24 protein-coding genes are annotated in these 17165 nt (G+C 34.9%); 12 read left to right on the forward strand and 12 right to left on the reverse strand.

Features of this window, described 5'->3' with window-relative positions:
• Positions 1-2 precede the first annotated feature (2 nt).
• On the reverse strand, positions 3-2672 hold the full coding sequence (alaS, locus tag NMAR_RS01980; RefSeq protein WP_012214751.1) for an alanine--tRNA ligase: 2670 nt from the start codon (positions 2670-2672) through the stop codon (positions 3-5).
• Between the two features lie 88 nt (positions 2673-2760).
• Here alaS and NMAR_RS01985 point away from each other — a divergent pair, with 88 nt between their 5' ends.
• Together NMAR_RS01985 and NMAR_RS01990 are read left to right on the forward strand one after the other, a co-directional pair.
• Positions 2761-3711 carry an MDR/zinc-dependent alcohol dehydrogenase-like family protein gene (locus tag NMAR_RS01985; RefSeq protein ID WP_148680034.1) on the forward strand — a complete coding sequence of 317 codons (951 nt, stop codon included), beginning with the start codon at positions 2761-2763 and terminating at the stop codon, positions 3709-3711.
• 46 nt (positions 3712-3757) lie between these two features.
• Positions 3758-4150 (forward strand): DUF6659 family protein, encoded by a 393-nt coding sequence (locus NMAR_RS01990; RefSeq protein ID WP_012214753.1) that lies wholly within the window; start codon positions 3758-3760, stop codon positions 4148-4150.
• Here the strand turns inward: NMAR_RS01990 and NMAR_RS01995 are convergent.
• Positions 4147-5379: a PQQ-dependent sugar dehydrogenase gene (locus NMAR_RS01995; RefSeq protein WP_012214754.1), complete on the reverse strand. Its 1233-nt coding sequence runs from the start codon at positions 5377-5379 to the stop codon at positions 4147-4149. The genes NMAR_RS01990 and NMAR_RS01995 overlap by 4 nt on opposite strands.
• 50 nt (positions 5380-5429) lie before the next feature.
• On the reverse strand, positions 5430-6947 hold the full coding sequence (locus NMAR_RS02000) for a sensor histidine kinase (protein WP_012214755.1): 1518 nt from the start codon (positions 6945-6947) through the stop codon (positions 5430-5432).
• 79 nt (positions 6948-7026) lie between these two features.
• Here NMAR_RS02000 and NMAR_RS02005 point away from each other — a divergent pair, with 79 nt between their 5' ends.
• From NMAR_RS02005 to NMAR_RS02020, 4 genes are all read left to right on the forward strand, one after another.
• Positions 7027-7536, forward strand: coding sequence for a hypothetical protein (locus tag NMAR_RS02005; RefSeq protein ID WP_012214756.1), 510 nt, complete (start codon positions 7027-7029; stop codon positions 7534-7536).
• Between the two features lie 50 nt (positions 7537-7586).
• A complete protein-coding gene (rpl12p, locus tag NMAR_RS02010) occupies positions 7587-7904 on the forward strand; it encodes a 50S ribosomal protein P1 (protein ID WP_012214757.1) in 318 nt (105 codons plus the stop codon).
• Positions 7905-7986: 82 nt separating this feature from the next.
• Entirely contained in the window at positions 7987-8619 is a 633-nt protein-coding gene (locus tag NMAR_RS02015) for a trimeric intracellular cation channel family protein (RefSeq protein ID WP_012214758.1), read from the forward strand.
• Between the two features lie 128 nt (positions 8620-8747).
• Positions 8748-9125, forward strand: coding sequence for a response regulator (locus NMAR_RS02020; protein ID WP_012214759.1), 378 nt, complete (start codon positions 8748-8750; stop codon positions 9123-9125).
• A gap of 10 nt (positions 9126-9135) precedes the next feature.
• On the opposite strand, the gene NMAR_RS02025 is transcribed toward NMAR_RS02020, so the two are convergent.
• The 6 genes from NMAR_RS02025 to NMAR_RS02050 all read right to left on the reverse strand — a co-directional run bounded on the left by NMAR_RS02025 (position 9136) and on the right by NMAR_RS02050 (position 13436).
• Positions 9136-10023 carry a hypothetical protein gene (locus NMAR_RS02025; protein WP_012214760.1) on the reverse strand — a complete coding sequence of 296 codons (888 nt, stop codon included), beginning with the start codon at positions 10021-10023 and terminating at the stop codon, positions 9136-9138.
• Between the two features lie 87 nt (positions 10024-10110).
• Complete coding sequence (locus tag NMAR_RS02030) at positions 10111-10326, reverse strand: hypothetical protein (RefSeq protein ID WP_012214761.1); 216 nt, start codon at positions 10324-10326, stop codon at positions 10111-10113.
• On the reverse strand, positions 10323-10733 hold the full coding sequence (locus NMAR_RS02035; protein WP_238523185.1) for a hypothetical protein: 411 nt from the start codon (positions 10731-10733) through the stop codon (positions 10323-10325). The genes NMAR_RS02030 and NMAR_RS02035 overlap by 4 nt, the downstream gene beginning before the upstream one ends.
• 28 nt (positions 10734-10761) lie before the next feature.
• Positions 10762-11835 carry a hypothetical protein gene (locus NMAR_RS02040; RefSeq protein ID WP_012214763.1) on the reverse strand — a complete coding sequence of 358 codons (1074 nt, stop codon included), beginning with the start codon at positions 11833-11835 and terminating at the stop codon, positions 10762-10764.
• 79 nt (positions 11836-11914) lie between these two features.
• Complete coding sequence (locus NMAR_RS02045; RefSeq protein WP_012214764.1) at positions 11915-12781, reverse strand: 50S ribosomal protein L10; 867 nt, start codon at positions 12779-12781, stop codon at positions 11915-11917.
• Positions 12774-13436, reverse strand: coding sequence for a 50S ribosomal protein L1 (locus tag NMAR_RS02050; RefSeq protein ID WP_012214765.1), 663 nt, complete (start codon positions 13434-13436; stop codon positions 12774-12776). Before NMAR_RS02050 ends, NMAR_RS02045 begins: the two co-directional genes overlap by 8 nt.
• Positions 13437-13627: 191 nt before the next feature.
• Between NMAR_RS02050 and NMAR_RS02055 the strand changes: the two genes are divergently transcribed.
• The 4 genes from NMAR_RS02055 (at position 13628) to NMAR_RS02060 (ending at position 14904) form a co-directional block, all read left to right on the forward strand.
• The gene (locus NMAR_RS02055; RefSeq protein ID WP_012214766.1) at positions 13628-14065 is read left to right on the forward strand and encodes an Lrp/AsnC family transcriptional regulator; all 438 of its coding nucleotides are present in this window, start codon (positions 13628-13630) and stop codon (positions 14063-14065) included.
• A gap of 190 nt (positions 14066-14255) precedes the next feature.
• Positions 14256-14381, forward strand: a complete 126-nt coding sequence (locus NMAR_RS09985) for a hypothetical protein (protein ID WP_274377692.1) — start codon at positions 14256-14258, stop codon at positions 14379-14381.
• A 164-nt stretch (positions 14382-14545) separates the two neighbouring features.
• A complete protein-coding gene (locus NMAR_RS09650) occupies positions 14546-14686 on the forward strand; it encodes a hypothetical protein (RefSeq protein ID WP_012214767.1) in 141 nt (46 codons plus the stop codon).
• A gap of 29 nt (positions 14687-14715) precedes the next feature.
• Positions 14716-14904, forward strand: coding sequence for a hypothetical protein (locus NMAR_RS02060; RefSeq protein WP_148680036.1), 189 nt, complete (start codon positions 14716-14718; stop codon positions 14902-14904).
• Here the strand turns inward: NMAR_RS02060 and NMAR_RS02065 are convergent, their stop codons facing one another.
• The 3 genes from NMAR_RS02065 to NMAR_RS02075 are packed head-to-tail and all read right to left on the reverse strand — an operon-like array spanning position 14905 to position 16026.
• Positions 14905-15384, reverse strand: a complete 480-nt coding sequence (locus NMAR_RS02065; RefSeq protein WP_012214768.1) for a 50S ribosomal protein L11 — start codon at positions 15382-15384, stop codon at positions 14905-14907.
• Positions 15385-15418: 34 nt separating this feature from the next.
• Positions 15419-15877, reverse strand: coding sequence for a transcription elongation factor Spt5 (locus NMAR_RS02070; protein WP_012214769.1), 459 nt, complete (start codon positions 15875-15877; stop codon positions 15419-15421).
• 2 nt (positions 15878-15879) lie between these two features.
• Positions 15880-16026: a protein translocase SEC61 complex subunit gamma gene (locus NMAR_RS02075; RefSeq protein WP_238523187.1), complete on the reverse strand. Its 147-nt coding sequence runs from the start codon at positions 16024-16026 to the stop codon at positions 15880-15882.
• A 66-nt stretch (positions 16027-16092) separates the two neighbouring features.
• Here NMAR_RS02075 and NMAR_RS02080 point away from each other — a divergent pair, with 66 nt between their 5' ends.
• Positions 16093-16869 (forward strand): D-aminoacyl-tRNA deacylase, encoded by a 777-nt coding sequence (locus NMAR_RS02080; RefSeq protein WP_012214770.1) that lies wholly within the window; start codon positions 16093-16095, stop codon positions 16867-16869.
• Positions 16866-17165 (forward strand): methylated-DNA--[protein]-cysteine S-methyltransferase, encoded by a 300-nt coding sequence (locus NMAR_RS02085; RefSeq protein ID WP_012214771.1) that lies wholly within the window; start codon positions 16866-16868, stop codon positions 17163-17165. The genes NMAR_RS02080 and NMAR_RS02085 overlap by 4 nt, the downstream gene beginning before the upstream one ends.

The raw sequence follows: 17165 nt of genomic DNA on the forward strand, positions 1-17165 counted from the left end.
TCTTACCCTAAAATCATAGATTTTGCTTTGGATATTGCCTCGTCTTTTTTAGATGTGTCTTTTCCTCCTCCTTGAGCAAATTTGGCATCTCCTCCACCAGAACCTCCCAAAATTGAGGCTATTTTCTTGGCAATTTCGCCTGCATTTACGCCTGATTGCTCTCCTGAGAACACCATGACTCGAATTGTAGGACCTGCTTCGAAAACCCCACAAAATGCAGCAGTACTATCTTTGCCTACTAGCTTCTTTCCAAAGTTTTGATGAAAATAATCGTCATAATCTGAACTTGCTGTAAAACACAATTTTCCTTTGGTATTGATTCCATCAGATTCTACATCTTCTCCAGCAAGAACTTTTTCCAATAGAACTGGAATTTTTTCTCTAGCTTTAGATTTGTTTTCCTCTCTTTGTTTTTCTAATTGCTCTTTTGCAACTGCCTCTTCAGCTTTGCGTTTTGATTCTTGTTCTTGTTGTTTTTCATATTCAAATGCATTAGGACCTGATACAAATTCTAAACGAACTACACCATCTTGAATACGTTTAGTCTTTGTAATTTTAATTAGTTCAATGTCTCCAGTTTTTTTGACATGTGTCCCACCACAAGCTTCAATATCTTTATCCTCAATTGATACAATCCTTACAGACTTTACTGGAACAACACCTCCCTGGTAAATTCTAAATCCGTACTTTTGTTCTGCTGTTCCTCTATCATAATAATTGATTTTTACTGGATAGTTTTTCTTTATCATGTCATTTGCCTCATCTTCAATTTTTTGCACTTCGTCATTACTTAGAGAAGAGTGATGTGTAATATCTAATCTGGCATGATCATCGTCTTTAAAAGCTGAATGCTGCCAAATCCATGAACCCAATACTTTACGTGATGATGCATTGATGATGTGTGTACTAGTGTGATTCTTTGTAATGTTGGACCGTCTTGTCTCATCAACTTTACATGAAACAGTTTCTCCTTCTTTTGGAACTCCACCTTCTAACTGATGAACAATAATGTCTGCATGTTTATCGACATTAATCACTTTGAATCCTGCAATACTGCCAAAGTCAGGCTCTTGACCTCCACCTCGTGCATAGAATGAGGTTCTATCAAGTACTATCATATCATCAATCACTTTGAGAACCTTGGCTGAAAACTCCATTGGGTCATCTTGGTAGAATAGAGTTTCAGTTTCTGGTAATCCTTCTAGTGGGAGTTCTGCAATTGCCTTTTTCTTGTCTGATTGGTGTAAATCAGATAGTTTTGAGTAAAATGATGATGGAATTTCTGAAATTGCATCCACTTCTTTAAGATATTCAGGTGTAATACCATCAGATTCGTAGTATGTGATTAATTCATCAACTGATGGTGCTCCTTTCTCTTTGATCTTGTCTGCTTTTTTCTTCATGTGAACTTTGGACTCTTCATATCTTGCAGATTCTAGCTTGAGAATAGATTTCACATCATCGCGCTTTTCATCAAGTTCTGGATATGTGTCCTTGAGATAATCAACATGCAAATCAATCAAGTCATCAATGTTTAATTTCAAATTTAGTTTTGATATGGTTGCATTGATTCTTCGCAACATCATTCTCAAGTTGTATCCTCCACCTACATTACTTGGTAGAGCTCCATCAGTAATTGCAAAAATCAAAGTTCTTAGATGATCTGCAATTAGATACATTCCTTCTAGTGGTGTGATCATCTTTTGCATCTGCTCATCTGTAATTCCTGCATTCTTTACTGCAAGACGTCTTACTTGATTGAGGTCATCGTAATGATCAATCTCTTTTGCAATTTCTGTAAAGTATTTTCTTAAAATTTCTGAATCCGAATCAATTCCAATTGTTCCAAACAGTTTCTCATTAATTGGACCAAAACAGCAATCATATGCAGTAGGTGTTCCCATGGTAATCCATGCAAATCTCTCAAGACCTGCACCCATATCGATTACCCTTTGGTCAAGGGTGGTATGTTTTCCTAATTCGCCTTGGAATTCAGTAAAGACTGCATTTCCAAGCTCTAATCCTTGCACAAAATATTCTAATGATGGACCAAATGAACCCCCACCTGCCCATACATCTTCAACAAAGACTACTTCGTCTTTGTTAATTCCAAATTGTTCTGTTAGTAACCTATAATCCAAATCAACACATTCATCTTTCCAGTATCCACCCAAATCAGGAACACTGTGTTGTCCTATCATACAAAATGATGAAAAATGTCTTCCAGTTACACCCACATTCTCCAAATCCTTGAATCTTAAACATGTCTGTGGTACTACCAAAGGATTTGCAGGAAACTCAAAGACAACTTTGCTTCCCATTACTCTTTGAAAATCAACAACTGATGCAATTGTAAAGTACAAGTCATCACGCCAACGACAAACAACAGGATACCTGCTAACTGAAGTGTGATTATTTTTTACAAAAAACTCTTCAACTTGTTTCCATGATTGTGTATAATCAAATCGCTTTGAAGTTGGTGGTTCTCCGATGAATGAATAAGTATCCAATCCGTCATCAGGACACAAGTCTCTGTCTGCATTTAGAGTCCAAAAAAATCTGCCACATTTGGCACAAGACTTTCTGATAAATCCCTGTTCTTGGAATAGTTTGACATTATAATATTTGTCAGGATCTGCTGAAAATTCTTTTAGAATCTCTTTTTTGTCCAACGTTGATGCCTGCCATATTCCAATATTAAGAACTGTCGATTAATACTCATCTCTATATTTTAAAATGGAATGAATGAAAAATAATCATATGAAAGCCACATCCTTTGATGGAAATAAAATGATCTATGATGAAAATTACCCAGACCCAAAACCTGGTGAGTCTTTGGTACGAGTTAGTCTTGCTGGAATCTGTGGAACTGATTTGGAGATTCTAGATGGGTATATGGCATACAATGGTGTATTGGGTCATGAATTTGTTGGTGTGGTAGAAAAATCAAAAAATTCTGATTTGCTTGGAAAGAGAGTTGTGGGTGAAATTAATGCTGGATGTAATAGGTGTGATTCTTGCAAAAAGGGGTTACAAAGACACTGTCCTAATAGAACTGTTTTAGGTATTTTGAAAAGAGATGGAGCATTTGCTGAATTTTTGTCATTGCCTGAAGAGAATCTACATGTGATTCCCGATTCAATTTCAGATGAACAAGCAGTATTTGTAGAACCATTAGCTGCTGCATTTGAAATCAAAGAACAAGTGTCATTAAATCCTGATTGGAAAGTTGCAGTTGTGGGTGATGGGAGATTGGCACAGATGATCTGTCAAGTCTTAAAATTATCTTGTCCTAATGTTACTTGTTTTGGAAGACATGAAACCAAACTGTCACATTTGGAAAAATTTAAGATTCAAACTAAAATTGGAATCATTGACTCTGATTTACAATCATATGATTTGGTAGTAGAAGCTACTGGAAGTAATTCTGGGTTTGCAGACACTATGAAACTAGTCAAACCACGTGGGACTGTAATACTAAAATCAACAATTGCATCACGAGAAAATCTTGATTTGACTCCAACTGTAGTAAATGAGATTACTTTGATTGGTTCTCGTTGTGGATTATTCAAACCTGCAATTGATGCCCTTGCAACTGGAATTGTATCCGTTGACTCTATGGTGTATTCTACTTTTCCATTAGAGAAATTCTCTGATGCTATACAACATGCAAAAAAACCAGACACACTCAAAGTATTCTTAAAACCATAACTGGAATTAGGCATTCATTAAATATAGAAAAATGTGATTATCTCTTATGATGGGAGAATTTTCACTTGATGATGTCCGAAAAAGAATGGATAACGTTTTGTTAGACTCTGAGATTAGATTTTGCGGATTAATTGATCCTAAAGGTGAATTGATTGCAGGTGGATTTGCTAGTAATATAGTTCCAATGTTAAATGATAAACAAAGACAGCATCTGTATCAAGAACTAGCACACAGAGTTGCAAATAGACAAGGATTTGATGCAGATCTTGGCAGGGTAAAATATTCTGCATCAAGAAGAGAAAATGCAGTCATGTTGAGTTTTCCCTTTGGAAAATATATTGTACTGGTAATGGCAAATCCTGGCATAAACATAGACCGATTTGCCTGGGATATTCTAAACAAATTAGGTCGTGATTGGTCTGAATTTGATAGTCTTTAATTTTGAGAAATTGTTCCTCTTTCAATTAGATATGAATGAGCATTAATTGATTCTTCCTTTGAAATTTCTCCTTTCATGTACCATTCTGAGATGTTTTGTACCCATGAATTGTTTTCATAGTTATACAATGGAGAAATTCTCAAAATTTTATCATCGTAGAGATTTGGATTGCCTCTTCCATCTTGATTACTTGTCATAAAGTATAATCCATCCGGACCATTTGCAACATCTCTAATTCTTCCAAACTCTCCTGAAAATAATTCTCCGTGAAATAACACATTGTAACTCTCATCAAATTCTATGACGTGAATATGTTGTCCTTTAAGTGCTGCAACAAAATATTTTCCATCAAACATTGGCATGTCGTCTCCATAGTAAAATGTAGAACCTGAAGGAGCCCAAGTATCATCACCTGAATGCAAAATTGGATTTGTTGCACCTTCTAATGTTTCATCACCAATAACATCTGGCCATCCATAGTTTGCACCTGATACTATCCAATTGATTTCATCATGTGCAACTCCACGCCATCCAGAAGGTCCATGTTCTGTTGCAATTAAATTTCCAGACTTGTCCCATGCAATTCCTTGCGGATTACGATGTCCAATGGAGTAGATTGCTGAACCAAACGGATTATCTTCAGGAATTGTTCCATCTGACTTGATTCTCAAGATTTTTCCTGCAACTGAATTCAAGTTTTGTGAAAGTTCTGGTTCTACTGCATCCCCTGTTGTAACATACAACATTTCATCTGGTCCGAATTTTATTCGACCACCATCGTGATACGGTGCACCAGGAATATCTTCAAGCAAAATTTTCTCATGATTTAGTTTGTTGTCTGATTCAACATATTGTACTAATCTGTTCTTGATTCCAAGTAGTTCATTATACGTATAGTACACATAGACGTAGTGATTTTTCTCAAATTCTGGATCTAGTGCAATTCCTAGCATTCCGCCTTCTCCTCCTCCCACACCTCGAGACATGATCTGGCTTACTTGTCCATCTTCAATCACATTTACTGTACCTGGTCTTTCTGTAAAGAAAATTCGTCCATCTTGTGCAAAGTCAATTCCCCATGGAATTTTGAGGTTGTCTGCAATCACATCAACTTTTACCCCAATCTCTGGAAAAGATTCTGCATATGCACTTGTACCTCCAAGTAAAATCATTATAGATACAACAAAGATGATGTTTCTCATACTGTGCTTATCTATCTTATCATACATTAAGAATTCATTTTAGTTATTTGCCAAATTATAACAGTCTGTGACTTTTATCAATTTTCTAGATTCCTTGGTAACTTTATTGTGAATGTGGTAGGGTCGTTTTTAACTGAAATAGTTCCTTTATGTTGATCTATGATGCTCTTACAGCTTGCGAGTCCAAGTCCAGTTCCTTCTTGCTTAGTAGTGTATAATGGTTCAAAGATTTTCTCTAGTGATTCTTCTGGTATTGGTTCACCTGTATTACTAATTTCTATTTTGATTAAATGATGTTCACGTCTTATCTCGATTTTTATTTTTCCAGTTTCAGGAGTTATTGCGTAGATTGCATTTGTTATAATGTTGATAACAACAATTTCGATTAGATGATAATCACATACTATTTCGTCATCTGTTGTGGTTTTTTCAATTGTTATGTTTTCTGGAATCTTTATGCTGCCTTCTGCTGAATCAATTATTCTTGATACTGGTATCTTTGTTAGATTTAGAGGCTTTTGTTGTACATAATCAAGTACGTTGTTTACTTGATGGCTTATTCTCTGTATGGACTCAGTAATTGAGCCTGCATATTTTTGGAATTTCTCTGAAATATCTGGGTTATTACTTAGAATATCCGTAGTCATTTGGATAACTGATAGTGGATTTCGGATGTCATGTGCAAGACGTGATGCTAAATGTCCTATTGTAGTAATCTTTTCAGTTTTTTGCATCTCTTCTAATTGCTCTATGATAATTTGTCCTCTCTCGCTTGATTTGTTAATGTACATTATTGTAAAAAATACTGATACAAAGACTAGAACCAAAAATACTGGAACAACATAATCATAGATGAAAAATAATTGCTTTGTATCTAATGCTGATTGTAATTGCGTACTCTTTGAAAATTCTGAAGTTTCTGATTCACCTTGTTCAACTGAAATATATTCTCCATCTCTAATCACATACAGATCCCATGAAATTGTAAATTCTATAGTTTTACCTGTTACTGGTTCTATGCTAGTTATGCATGTTTGATCACCATACACAATTTCTGGTAAAAACCTTTCATATGCATGAGAAAAATCATCTCTCATACTTTGACATGAAAAATTGTAAAGCTCAACATCGTTTATCTCCTTTGTTCCTTCAAAAACAAACATAGCTGGGACCCCCATATTTGGGTGGAATAGAACATAATCTTGTTTTTGTACGTTTGGTGGAAATTTGAAATACCATTGGTTGTTATCTGCATGTTTTCTTGTGTTGACATCAACATAGTATGTATTTTCATTTTCACCTATTGTTTCACTTGTAATGACGTTTGTGACAACGTAAGATGATTCTATTTCCAGGATGTTTCCATTTTGATTTACAATTTTATCTTCTGAAAAATCATTTGAGATAACTGGTTTTGATAATTCTCTTCCTATTTCTCCTGCATATCTAACTTCTCCAATATATTGCTGAACATTCTCAAATGTTGCAGGACTATTTTTCAGTATTTGTGTTGCAACTAATACCCAACTTCCAATAACTATAATTGCAATAATGGAAAATATGATCAAACCCCATGGGTTTTTGGCCTTTTTCATCTACACTATCTTTTTTTTAAACCGTATAAATTGAATCCTTTTTGATACCCATAAATACAGAACATGACACAATGTATGCATGTTTGGTAGAAAACCTCAACTCAAAGAAGGAGTTCATGTATTTTCTGTAAGAGATAATGGTGATTTCAAGGACTTTATCTTTGCAACAGTTACAGGTGTTGAGGGCAGAAAAGTTGGGGTCAGTGGAGTTCTAGTAAATCCAGTTGGTCTGAAAAACAAAATAGAACAAGGAAAGACTGGAGAACGTTCATTGGAAATTCTAAAGAATCCCACTCCAGACAATGTTGTTTTGGCTCTAGTGTACAGAGTTGAACATGAAAACTTTGCAGATGTATTGGATCTTGACCAAGACAAATGTGATCTCATTCCACCTAAGGTCTATACTATGCTAGATGGATGGATTCGTGAATCCCTACCTGAGTTTATCAATACTGTCTTGTCTTTGCCTCCAGGTGCAGAACGTGATGAGGCAAAACGTGTACTCAAAAATAGAATGGATACTCTGATTGACAAGAATTTAAAACGAACACTTTATTCTGTTTGTCGAAGCCTCAAAATTCTAAATTAGGCACAAGTTCACAGTAGTTTTATATTATCGAGCATGAAAATCCCGATACAATGGAATATGTTTACGCTGCTTTACTTCTTCACAAGCTAGAGAAAGAAGTTAACGAGGCAAACGTCAGCTCAGTTGTTAAAGCATCTGGTGCTGAAGTTAATGAAGCCCAAGTTAAAGCACTAGTTGCAGCCTTAGCCGATGTTAACATCGATGAGGCAGTTAAAGCCGCACCTGTAGCAGTCGCAGCAGCAGCCGCACCAGCCGCAGATGGCGGAGATGCAGCAGCCGGTGGTGAAGCAAAGAAAGAGGAAAAACCTAAAGAAGAAGGTAAAACCGAAGAAGCAGCCATGGAAGGATTATCTTCATTATTTGGCTAAACGAGTTTACTTTTCTCAAAATCTATTTTTGATCTCCATTTTTATCAATTCTTAATTACCAATATCTCGATGTTTGCATTGAATGGTAGATTATTCTTCTGAACTTGGATCGTTTATCACCATTTTAGATTATTTGGGAACAATTGCTTTTGCAGTAACTGGAGCTTCAAAAGCAATTGCACATAGAGCTGACATTTTTGGAATAATTGTTTTGGCAACTGTAGTTGGAGTTGCAGGTGGAATAACACGTGATGTGACATTTGGAAGATTTCCTAATGCCTTCTCTGATCCAATATACATTGGATTAACTGTAGCAGTTGGAATTGCAATGTTCTTTTTGTATAGAAAACTCCAAAAACGAATGGGTACTTGGTTAGTCTTTGATGCAGTTGGATTGGGTGTCTTTTCGATTTTGGGAGCTTCAATTGCACATCAAGTAGTTGGTCTGGAATTTCTTCCAATGTTGTTAGCTGGAGTAATAACTGCAATTGGTGGTGGAATACTACGTGATGTATTTGTCAGAGAGATCCCAATTGTTTTTGTAAAAGAAGTGTATGCTGTAGCAAGTGTAATTGGTATTGTAGTGTTTTATGCAATACTTTCATCTGATATAGATATTCAAACTGCGTCCGTTGTTGGCATATCTATCACAACTGCAATTAGATTACTTGCAATGAAGTATAATTGGAATTTGCCAAAAGTCCAGGAATCTTGAATAAAATGTGCCCAAAATAACCTCAATTTTTTAAATTATTATTTTAGCAATTTAATTACAGATACAATTCCATTATTTTTCCATCATTTGTTATACACATTTTTAAGTAAATCTCATACTGGAAAATCATGACAATACAGGCTCTAGTTGTTGATGATGATCAGAATGTATTGAACACTTTTGTAGATTTGTTAGATATATGTAAAATCAATGTTGTTGGAACTGCTAAAAATGGCAAAGAAGCAATTGAACAATTCAAAAAATTAACTCCAGATTTAGTATTTTTAGATATTATGATGCCTGAATTTGATGGTCGTTATGCTTTGAGGGAAATCAGAAATATTGATCAGAATATACCTGTAGTCATGATTTCTGGCGGAGATGATGATGCGATTGACAAATTATTGGAATTCAAACCCTCAGCTGTTCTTCACAAACCATTTCGAATGAATACTTTATTGGATATTTTAAAAAATGAATTAAAATTGGAACTAGATTCTAACTAAAAAAGAAAAGTTATTGGGATTGCACCCATTCGTAGATGAATTTGACTTGTTCCATCATAATTGCATTTACCTGAATTATTTTTTCTTCCAATTCTTCTATTGTCTCTAGAAGCATCTGATTTTCTTCTTCAAGTTCTGCAATTCTTTGTTCTAGTCTGAGAATTTGTTCGTTATCTGTAGGATATGATTCTGGATATTCGTACTCTTCAAAATCATATTCTCTGTAGTCGTATTCTGGATAGTCGTCATCATAATAGTAATCCTCATCATGTGTTTCATCCTCATATTTCTCAAAGAATATTACAACTCGTTTTGCTTCTTCGTGACTCAAGTCAGTTTCAGAGACGATTAGTTCTACTAGTTGATCAATTTCACCTGCTTCCCAGAGTCTTTGTATCTTCTCCATGGATACTAATTTCATAATTCTGTCTACTAGTGGTTCAATTGATTTCCATTCAGGATCGTTTTCATAAAATTCATCATCTTCTTTTTCATGTTCGTCATAGTATTGTCTTGACTGCTCATCAAGATTGCGTAATTCATTTTCAAATGACTCATCAAGCTCGCCAAATTGTTTTATCATTTCTGATTCCAAAGCTTTTTCTTTTTCCTCAAATTCTAAAAACAATTCGTAAAACATTGCATCAATTTCTGAATAACTAAGATCAGAATTACTATCTATTTTTTCATAAATTTCTGCTTTTAATTCTTCATAATGTTTGTCTAACTCGTCATATTTTTGCTCGAACTCTTTTTCAATCTGATGTCTTTTGTCTTCAAATTCATCTTCTAGTTGTTCGTATTTGTCATCCCACTCATCATATTCTGCCATTGCCGGTGTAGTTAATCCTACAATCAAAATGGCAAATAATCCAAGTATTGGAAGTAATTTCTGCATTAGTTTGATGGATAAATTTTTACATTTAAAGGAAAATATCTTATGTGTAGTAACAGTTATCAATCAAAAACCAAGTTTGTACCTAAATCATATATTGAGTTTGCCTGATTCTAACCCTTTCTTTACAATATCAATTAGTTCTTCAACTGTACATGTTCGTAGTGATTCAGGCAAAGATTCTACATCAAATGATTGGAACTTGCCAATTTTTTTTCGTACTAACATTTTGACAATTCCTGGAACATCATCTTCAAATTTCTGACTAATGTGCTCTAGAATTTCATTTTCTTCTTTTTTCTTCATCTTTTACCACACCTCATGCATTTGTAATATCCAATATCTGATGTATGTTCTCCTGGCTCTTCAATTCTTTCTTCTGAGATAAACTCAAAATCTTCTGAACCACATGATTCACATTTTCTTGGATTGTATTCTAAATCTTCAAATTCCTTTTTTAGTCTCAGATATTCATATTTTGAGATTTTTTCTTCAATGTATTTTTTCTCTAAAATCCTTAATGCCTCATCATTTTGTGCCCGTTCTTCTTCATTAATTGGATCTACTCTTCTGTAATTTAGAACCGAATCTTTTTGGAATGTTTTTTGTTTTTTTGCATACCAAATTATGCCTATCACGAGTCCCAAACCCACTACCAATCCGTATGGAAAAGGCAAAACTGTCTGAAGCAAGAAAAAAGCAATAATTGCCACTACTATGGCAAAGAACATCGCTTTCATATTACTCTGAGTTGAATCTTAGTATTTTAGGTGCAAGAATCATTCCTACTATTCCTGAAACAATTCCTCCTGGAACACTCATCATCCAATGTTTGAAAACAACATCCGATGATGTTGGCAAAACATCGTATGGGAATATGTCGTTGTGCAGATAAATTTCTAAAAATGTCATTGAAAGCATTGGAAAACTAAATGCAAAAAACATTGAACCCAGTATTGCACCTGCAATTTTTCCTGAATGTTTTTGTAATATTTTTGATTTCCATTTTTTGTTAAAAATATAGTCTGCAACAATTGCACTAATCATTGGTGCTGCAAACCATGGAAGATATGACATGATGTCTTCAGATGTAAATATGTTTGATGATATGTTCATCACGATAAATGTTAGTGCTGCACCACTTGTTGCACCAAATCTTTTCTGTGTCTTTGATGATGTCCAAAATATTAGAGAATATGCAAATGGAATTAAGATAAAACTTAGTACAATTGCAACATTGGGGTCAGGATTGAAATTATGAGTTTCTCCTTCTGAAATTGGTAACACAAAAAAGAAGATTAACCACATTATGCTAAACCAAAAAATTCCATATGTTATTGGTAAGATTATTTTAAAGAAAGAATTTTTTTCTTCCAAGTGGAAATTAATTCGTGAAAATCCAATAACAGAGCCTACCAATGTAGTTAGAATTCCTAATGCAAGTGTAATGTGAGTTGGACTAAGCAGTCCATCTAATCCAAATAACTCATGCCAGTAAAAATCTCCTGGCCCTGCGGCAACTTGAATCATTGAACCTATTATGATTAGCTTGAGTCCCATTGCAAATGACTCTGTTCTGAGTTCCTTTCTTCTGAGATACACAACAGAACTCATTATTGCACTAATTACACTAATTCCTACACCAAGATACAAAATTCCGTGTGATGGTGTAAAGAATGTCTCAGGTTCTCTTAGCAAATGTGATGTGATATCCCAACTTGCCCCCCACATTGCTAGTGTAGTTCCAGATAATGCTACAAGGAATACAATTGCAGGAAATTTCACTTGAGATTTTTGCAAATATTCTGTTGCCAACAGTTCAAACCATAGTTATTATGTTCATAAATGATTCTACTTTAATTGCTAGTTGCCACTTGAAAGAATTGTTTTTGTTTTATGCTGGGGTGTAATCTTTTGCTTGACCTGCAACTGCTCTTGCTTGAGCATCTGCCTTTTGCAAGATTTGCTCTTTAGTCTCATCAGTCATGTATCCTGATTCAACAGAAACAGAACGTGCTGATTGTGCTGCTTTTGCCAATATTTGTTCGATGTTTTCTGGTGTGACATATGCTGCCTCAATAGATAATGAAATTGCTTCTTGGTGTGCTTGTGCAAATTCGTCTCTTACTTTCTCAACATCAATTATCATCTCTTCTTCAGCATACTTGAGTCCGTCTTCAAGTGCTGTGAATAATGTAATTCCTGCTTCTACCGGTTTGATGTCTAATTTACCTAAAATTGCTGCAAGTTTCTCATTGATTGCCTCACCTTTGAGTACTGGTGTGGAATCTTTTGCAATCCAGATTGTACCTTGATCAATCTTAGTTGGGATTCCTGCTTCTTTGAATTCTGTAAGCATTGGTCCTGGAGCGATTCCCGTGTTCTTTGCTGGAACTACAACATCAACACTTGCAATATCTCCACCTCTTGCCATCATCATGATTTTGTTCTTTGCCAAGAGTACGTTAAGTTTGAATGGTGACATGTTTGTAAACATGATCATTACTTGTCCTTTGAATTCTCCAATCATGTCTTTCATTCCAGGAATGTCTGAATTCTCTAATGCTTTTTGTGCAACTTTGTCTTTAACACTGAAAAACTCTACATCGTCTTTGAGAGTTTTTCTTAAAGGTAGTATCTGAGTAGAACGTACCTTGTTCATTTTGATAATTGCCATTACTTTGTATTTTTTTGGTAGCTCTTGTAATTGCTGATACATCTGTGTTTTTCTCTTTGGATAAGAGGTTCTATTTTCATGCAAACTTCTTCTTAACCTCTTGTAGTTGTTTGATTGGTTTTCCCATTGTGGTTTTGATCATGACTCTTTTCATGTTCTTCTCACCGTTTGGTAATTTCTTTTCAATTGCACTTAGAACTGCATGTGCATTTATTGCCAAGTCTGCATCTTCCATTGTTTCATCTCCAATCTTGCATGAAACAGAAAGTGATGCTCTTGTTCTAACTTTAATTGATGATCTAAATCTAGACAAAAATGATTCAATAGGTGCATTAAATGGAACTGGTGTTGGCATCTTTCCTCTAGGACCTAATAGCTGACCCAAAGTTTTACCAACTGTTGGCATGATTTGTGTGTCTGCCAAAAAGAAATCATATTTGTTGATGAATTTCCTAGACTCTCTTTTGTTTGCTCCAAATTTGTCTAGTTCTTCATTTCCGATAACAGAGTCTGCTTTTGCTGCTTTTGCTTTTGTTCCCATGTCTCCTGTTGCAATGACGCAAACTGTTGCAGGAGAACTGGTCTTTGGAAGTTGAACAACTTCATTGAGTGCAAATCCTTTCTTGACATCAATATCTTTGAAATTGACAATCAACTCTATTGACTGCTTGAACTTTTTTGCTTTGGTTGCAGCCTTTGCTTCTTTTACTATGTCAACTAGTTGAGCCTCTGTAATCATTACGAACAATTTCGAGAAAGCCTACTTAAAATCGTTTAGAGGCAGAGACTCTCTTGATGTAGATTATTTTAAAAAATTTCATTTTTTCCCCAAATTAATTGAAAATCAACATCAAATTCCTCTCAAAACCTACATATATTAAATCACAACGAGAATTTTCGAATATCTTGCATAGATTCGATGAATTAGACATGAAATTGCTTTTTGAGTTAACAAAAGATGGTTCGATCTCAGTTCCAGTACTCTCAAAGAAACTAGGAATCAACGCATCTGTACTTTATAGCCGAATCAAGAGACTAGTCAAAAAGAAACTCATAAAGAAATTCACTGTCGAAATTGATGATTCCTTGTTAGGAATAGGTGTAAAAGCAAATGTTGGAATTAACAGAGATCCAAAGTTTAAAGAGGCAATTCACAAAAAATTCATGGAAACACCTGAGGTTGTATCAATTTCGGAAGTCACTGGAAGATTTGATATTATGATCCAAGTATATTCCAAGAATCTTGAATCCCTTCACTCTGTTGTAATTGAGAAGATTGGAAAAATCGAAGGTGTTCAAAATACAGAGACCTTTGTAGAGTTACAAAAGACTGACAAAGATCCAGTATATCTCAATGAATTGACATAATACATCATCTATTAATAATCAAACAAATTAGTAATCATAATGTCTGAAGATAAACAAATTTTCTATTGTGAGTTATCAAACAAGAAGAGAAAAGAACAGTATGGAATTGATACTGCACAAGAAAAATCTGAAAAAACACGATAAATACGAAATTATCAATGCTTAAGTCTGTAATACACATTATAGATTCATGGGTGAAACCAAACTTTACATTTGTAAAAATTGTGGTTCTGAATTCCCCTCAACTGAAGTTAGACTGTATTGTAAGGTATGTAAATCAAATCTGGATAAAACAGGCCAACTCCCAAAACTCTAAATTCATAAGTTGCAAAATTTTGAATCATTTCAAATGGACAAACGTGATGCTGCCTTTTTGATAGGAATTCTTGGAGGTACCGGAACTGCTGTAGGGATTGTGGTTCTTTTGGCAAACGGTTTTATCAAAAACCCATTTATCTAGACGCATTTTTTACAAATTTTATGAAAACAGAAAATGAAGTTGCAGAATATAGAAAGGAAATTGAACAAAGATTGGTTAGTACTGAATCTATGGATGCAATGAAGTACTATCAAGGTGTTCTCAGAGCACTTGAATGGGTAGTTACAGGTAATGATGTTTAGGTTTTATACACAAAACCTGTAACTGTATCATGAATTGCTTTATGTGCTCCAAGAAAAAAGAAGACTTTGAAGTTTGGAGTAACAAGATAGTAATTTCTGCAACTTATGATTCAAGAGTTCAAGATCATGATGTAATTCAAAAATTGTCTAGTCATGACGTGATTTGTCATAATTGTATGCAGAAAATTTTAGATGATGTAGATGAAACCCGAGTTTAACTATTGGAATTTCTCATCCCACTTGCCTTCATTGATCTCTGCTGTAATTTCTTTAGGGGTCTTTCCTTCTACTTTGACTCCTAAAGCAAGACATGTACCAACTATGGTTTTTGCGACTGATTTTAATGATGATGCATAAGAATTTTCTAGTTTCGTGTTTGCAACTTTAACAACTGCATCCATTGTTACATCTCCTGCCCATTCAGTTCCAGAAGCTCCAGACCCTTTTTGGATTCCTGCTTCTTTCATAATGAGTGCAGCTGCTGATGGGATTCCAATTTCAATCTCATACTTTTTTGTATCACTATCTACAATAACGGTGACTGGGACTTTCATTCCCTCAAAGTCTTTTGTTTTATCATTAATTGCATTAATGACTTCCATGATGTTAACGCCAAGTGGACCTAGTGCTGGACCTAAAGGTGGACCTGCAGATGCTCCTCCTCCTGTTACAAGTGATGAAATTTTTTGTTCTCCCATATTTTATCGCCTCAAAATGAAAATTTAATCCTTCCTAACCCTCTGTTGACAGTTTTAGATAGTTTGCGTCGACTGTAACTGGTAGTTGGTATGATGCATCAAGCAAAACAACAGTAGCTTCTTCCTTATCTGAATCAATTCTGGTAATTGTTGCTTTCATTCCTTTGAATGGACCACCGGTGATTTCTACAACATTGTCTACTGCTAATGTTGAAACTGTTGATTTCTTTACCAAGTATCCTTCTATGTCTTTAAATTCTAATTCTCCTCTTAGTTGACCTCGGATGTGTCTTACTCCCTCTACTGCCATGTATGCATCACTTGGATTGATTGCTTCAATGACAACATATCCTTTAAGATCATTTACCCAAAATACTGATTGAATATTGATTTGATTTGCATTAGCTTTTGCTTCTAATAATCTCATTACCACTTTTTCTTGTCCACCAGTGGTTCTAATTGCAAACAAATGTGATTTTACTTCTTCTGACAATTTTACCTTCCAAATGTGATCACCGAAAAGACAAATTGAATGATAAATCCAATAGTTCCTATACCACCGATACCTAGCAAAACCAATCTAAGATGTTGTTTGTACTCATCTTTGTCTGGCTTTTTTGCCATTTTCAAGGTATTTGCCATATCCTTCAATCTCTGCTTCGGGTTCATTGGTGGAAATTAATAAGGTCTCTTTATATCTCTTATTTCATGGAACTGCTAGTTGCGTATGTTGATGATCCTGCAGGTCACAATATGGCAAAATTTCTTTGCAAAGATATGACTCAAGATGGAGATGTATTTCGAGGCAAGTATTATGATTTGATAATTATCCCAACCCCTGCAATTTCTGCAGATTGGTTAGAAGAAAAATATGATTATGATGGATTTGTATTTTTATCAAAACATGCAGCTGAATCTGGAGTTCTTGCACTCACTTGTCATAGCACTGGGAATTTTTCAGAGGCAAAGTTTGGTGGAAAAGATAGACAAGTAGCAATCCCTCATCCTGACTTACAAAAAAAATACCTCCAAACTTTACGTGATCATCAATCTGATTTTGTAGAGTTTGACATTACAATAGAAGCAACACACCACGGACCTACAGATCTCAAAAAACCCTCAATTTTCATTGAGATTGGAACTACTGAAAAACAGTGGACTGATGAGAATCTGTGTCATAGAGTTGCAAAATTTGTTCATGAAGTAATGTCAAATGATATCCCAAAAAACCCCGTTGCGATATGTTTTGGTGGAACTCATTATCCTACAAAGTTTACAGAACAACTACTTGATGGCAAATATGCACTTGGAACTGTAATTCCAAAACACGCACTTGACAATCTTGATGAAGAATTGTTCTCCCATATTCTCAAGCAAAACAATATGGCCAAATTTGCTCTGCTAGATTGGAATGGACTGGGACCAAACAAGCAAAAAGTTCTTGACCTTCTAGAATCTACAGAACTTGAGGTAATCAAACTTTGAATCTTGAGAAAAAGATCTACAAAAAATTACTAGAAGTTCCAAAAGGCCAAATCACGACTTATGGTGAACTTGCAAAGGCTGTTGGTCTAAAGAATGGGCAACGAGCAGTTGGAAGAATAATGAACAAGAATCCTTACCCTGTAATCATTCCATGTCACAGAGTTGTTATGTCTAATGGTAAAGTTGGTGGATATGCATATGGTGAGCATATCAAAACAAAGATGCTTAATGATGAGGGTATCAAAATTGAAAATGGTAAAATTCTAGATTGGGAAAAGACTGTTTATCGATTCTAA

The sequence above is a fragment of the Nitrosopumilus maritimus SCM1 genome (assembly GCF_000018465.1).
In the GTDB taxonomy this organism is placed as follows: domain Archaea; phylum Thermoproteota; class Nitrososphaeria; order Nitrososphaerales; family Nitrosopumilaceae; genus Nitrosopumilus; species Nitrosopumilus maritimus.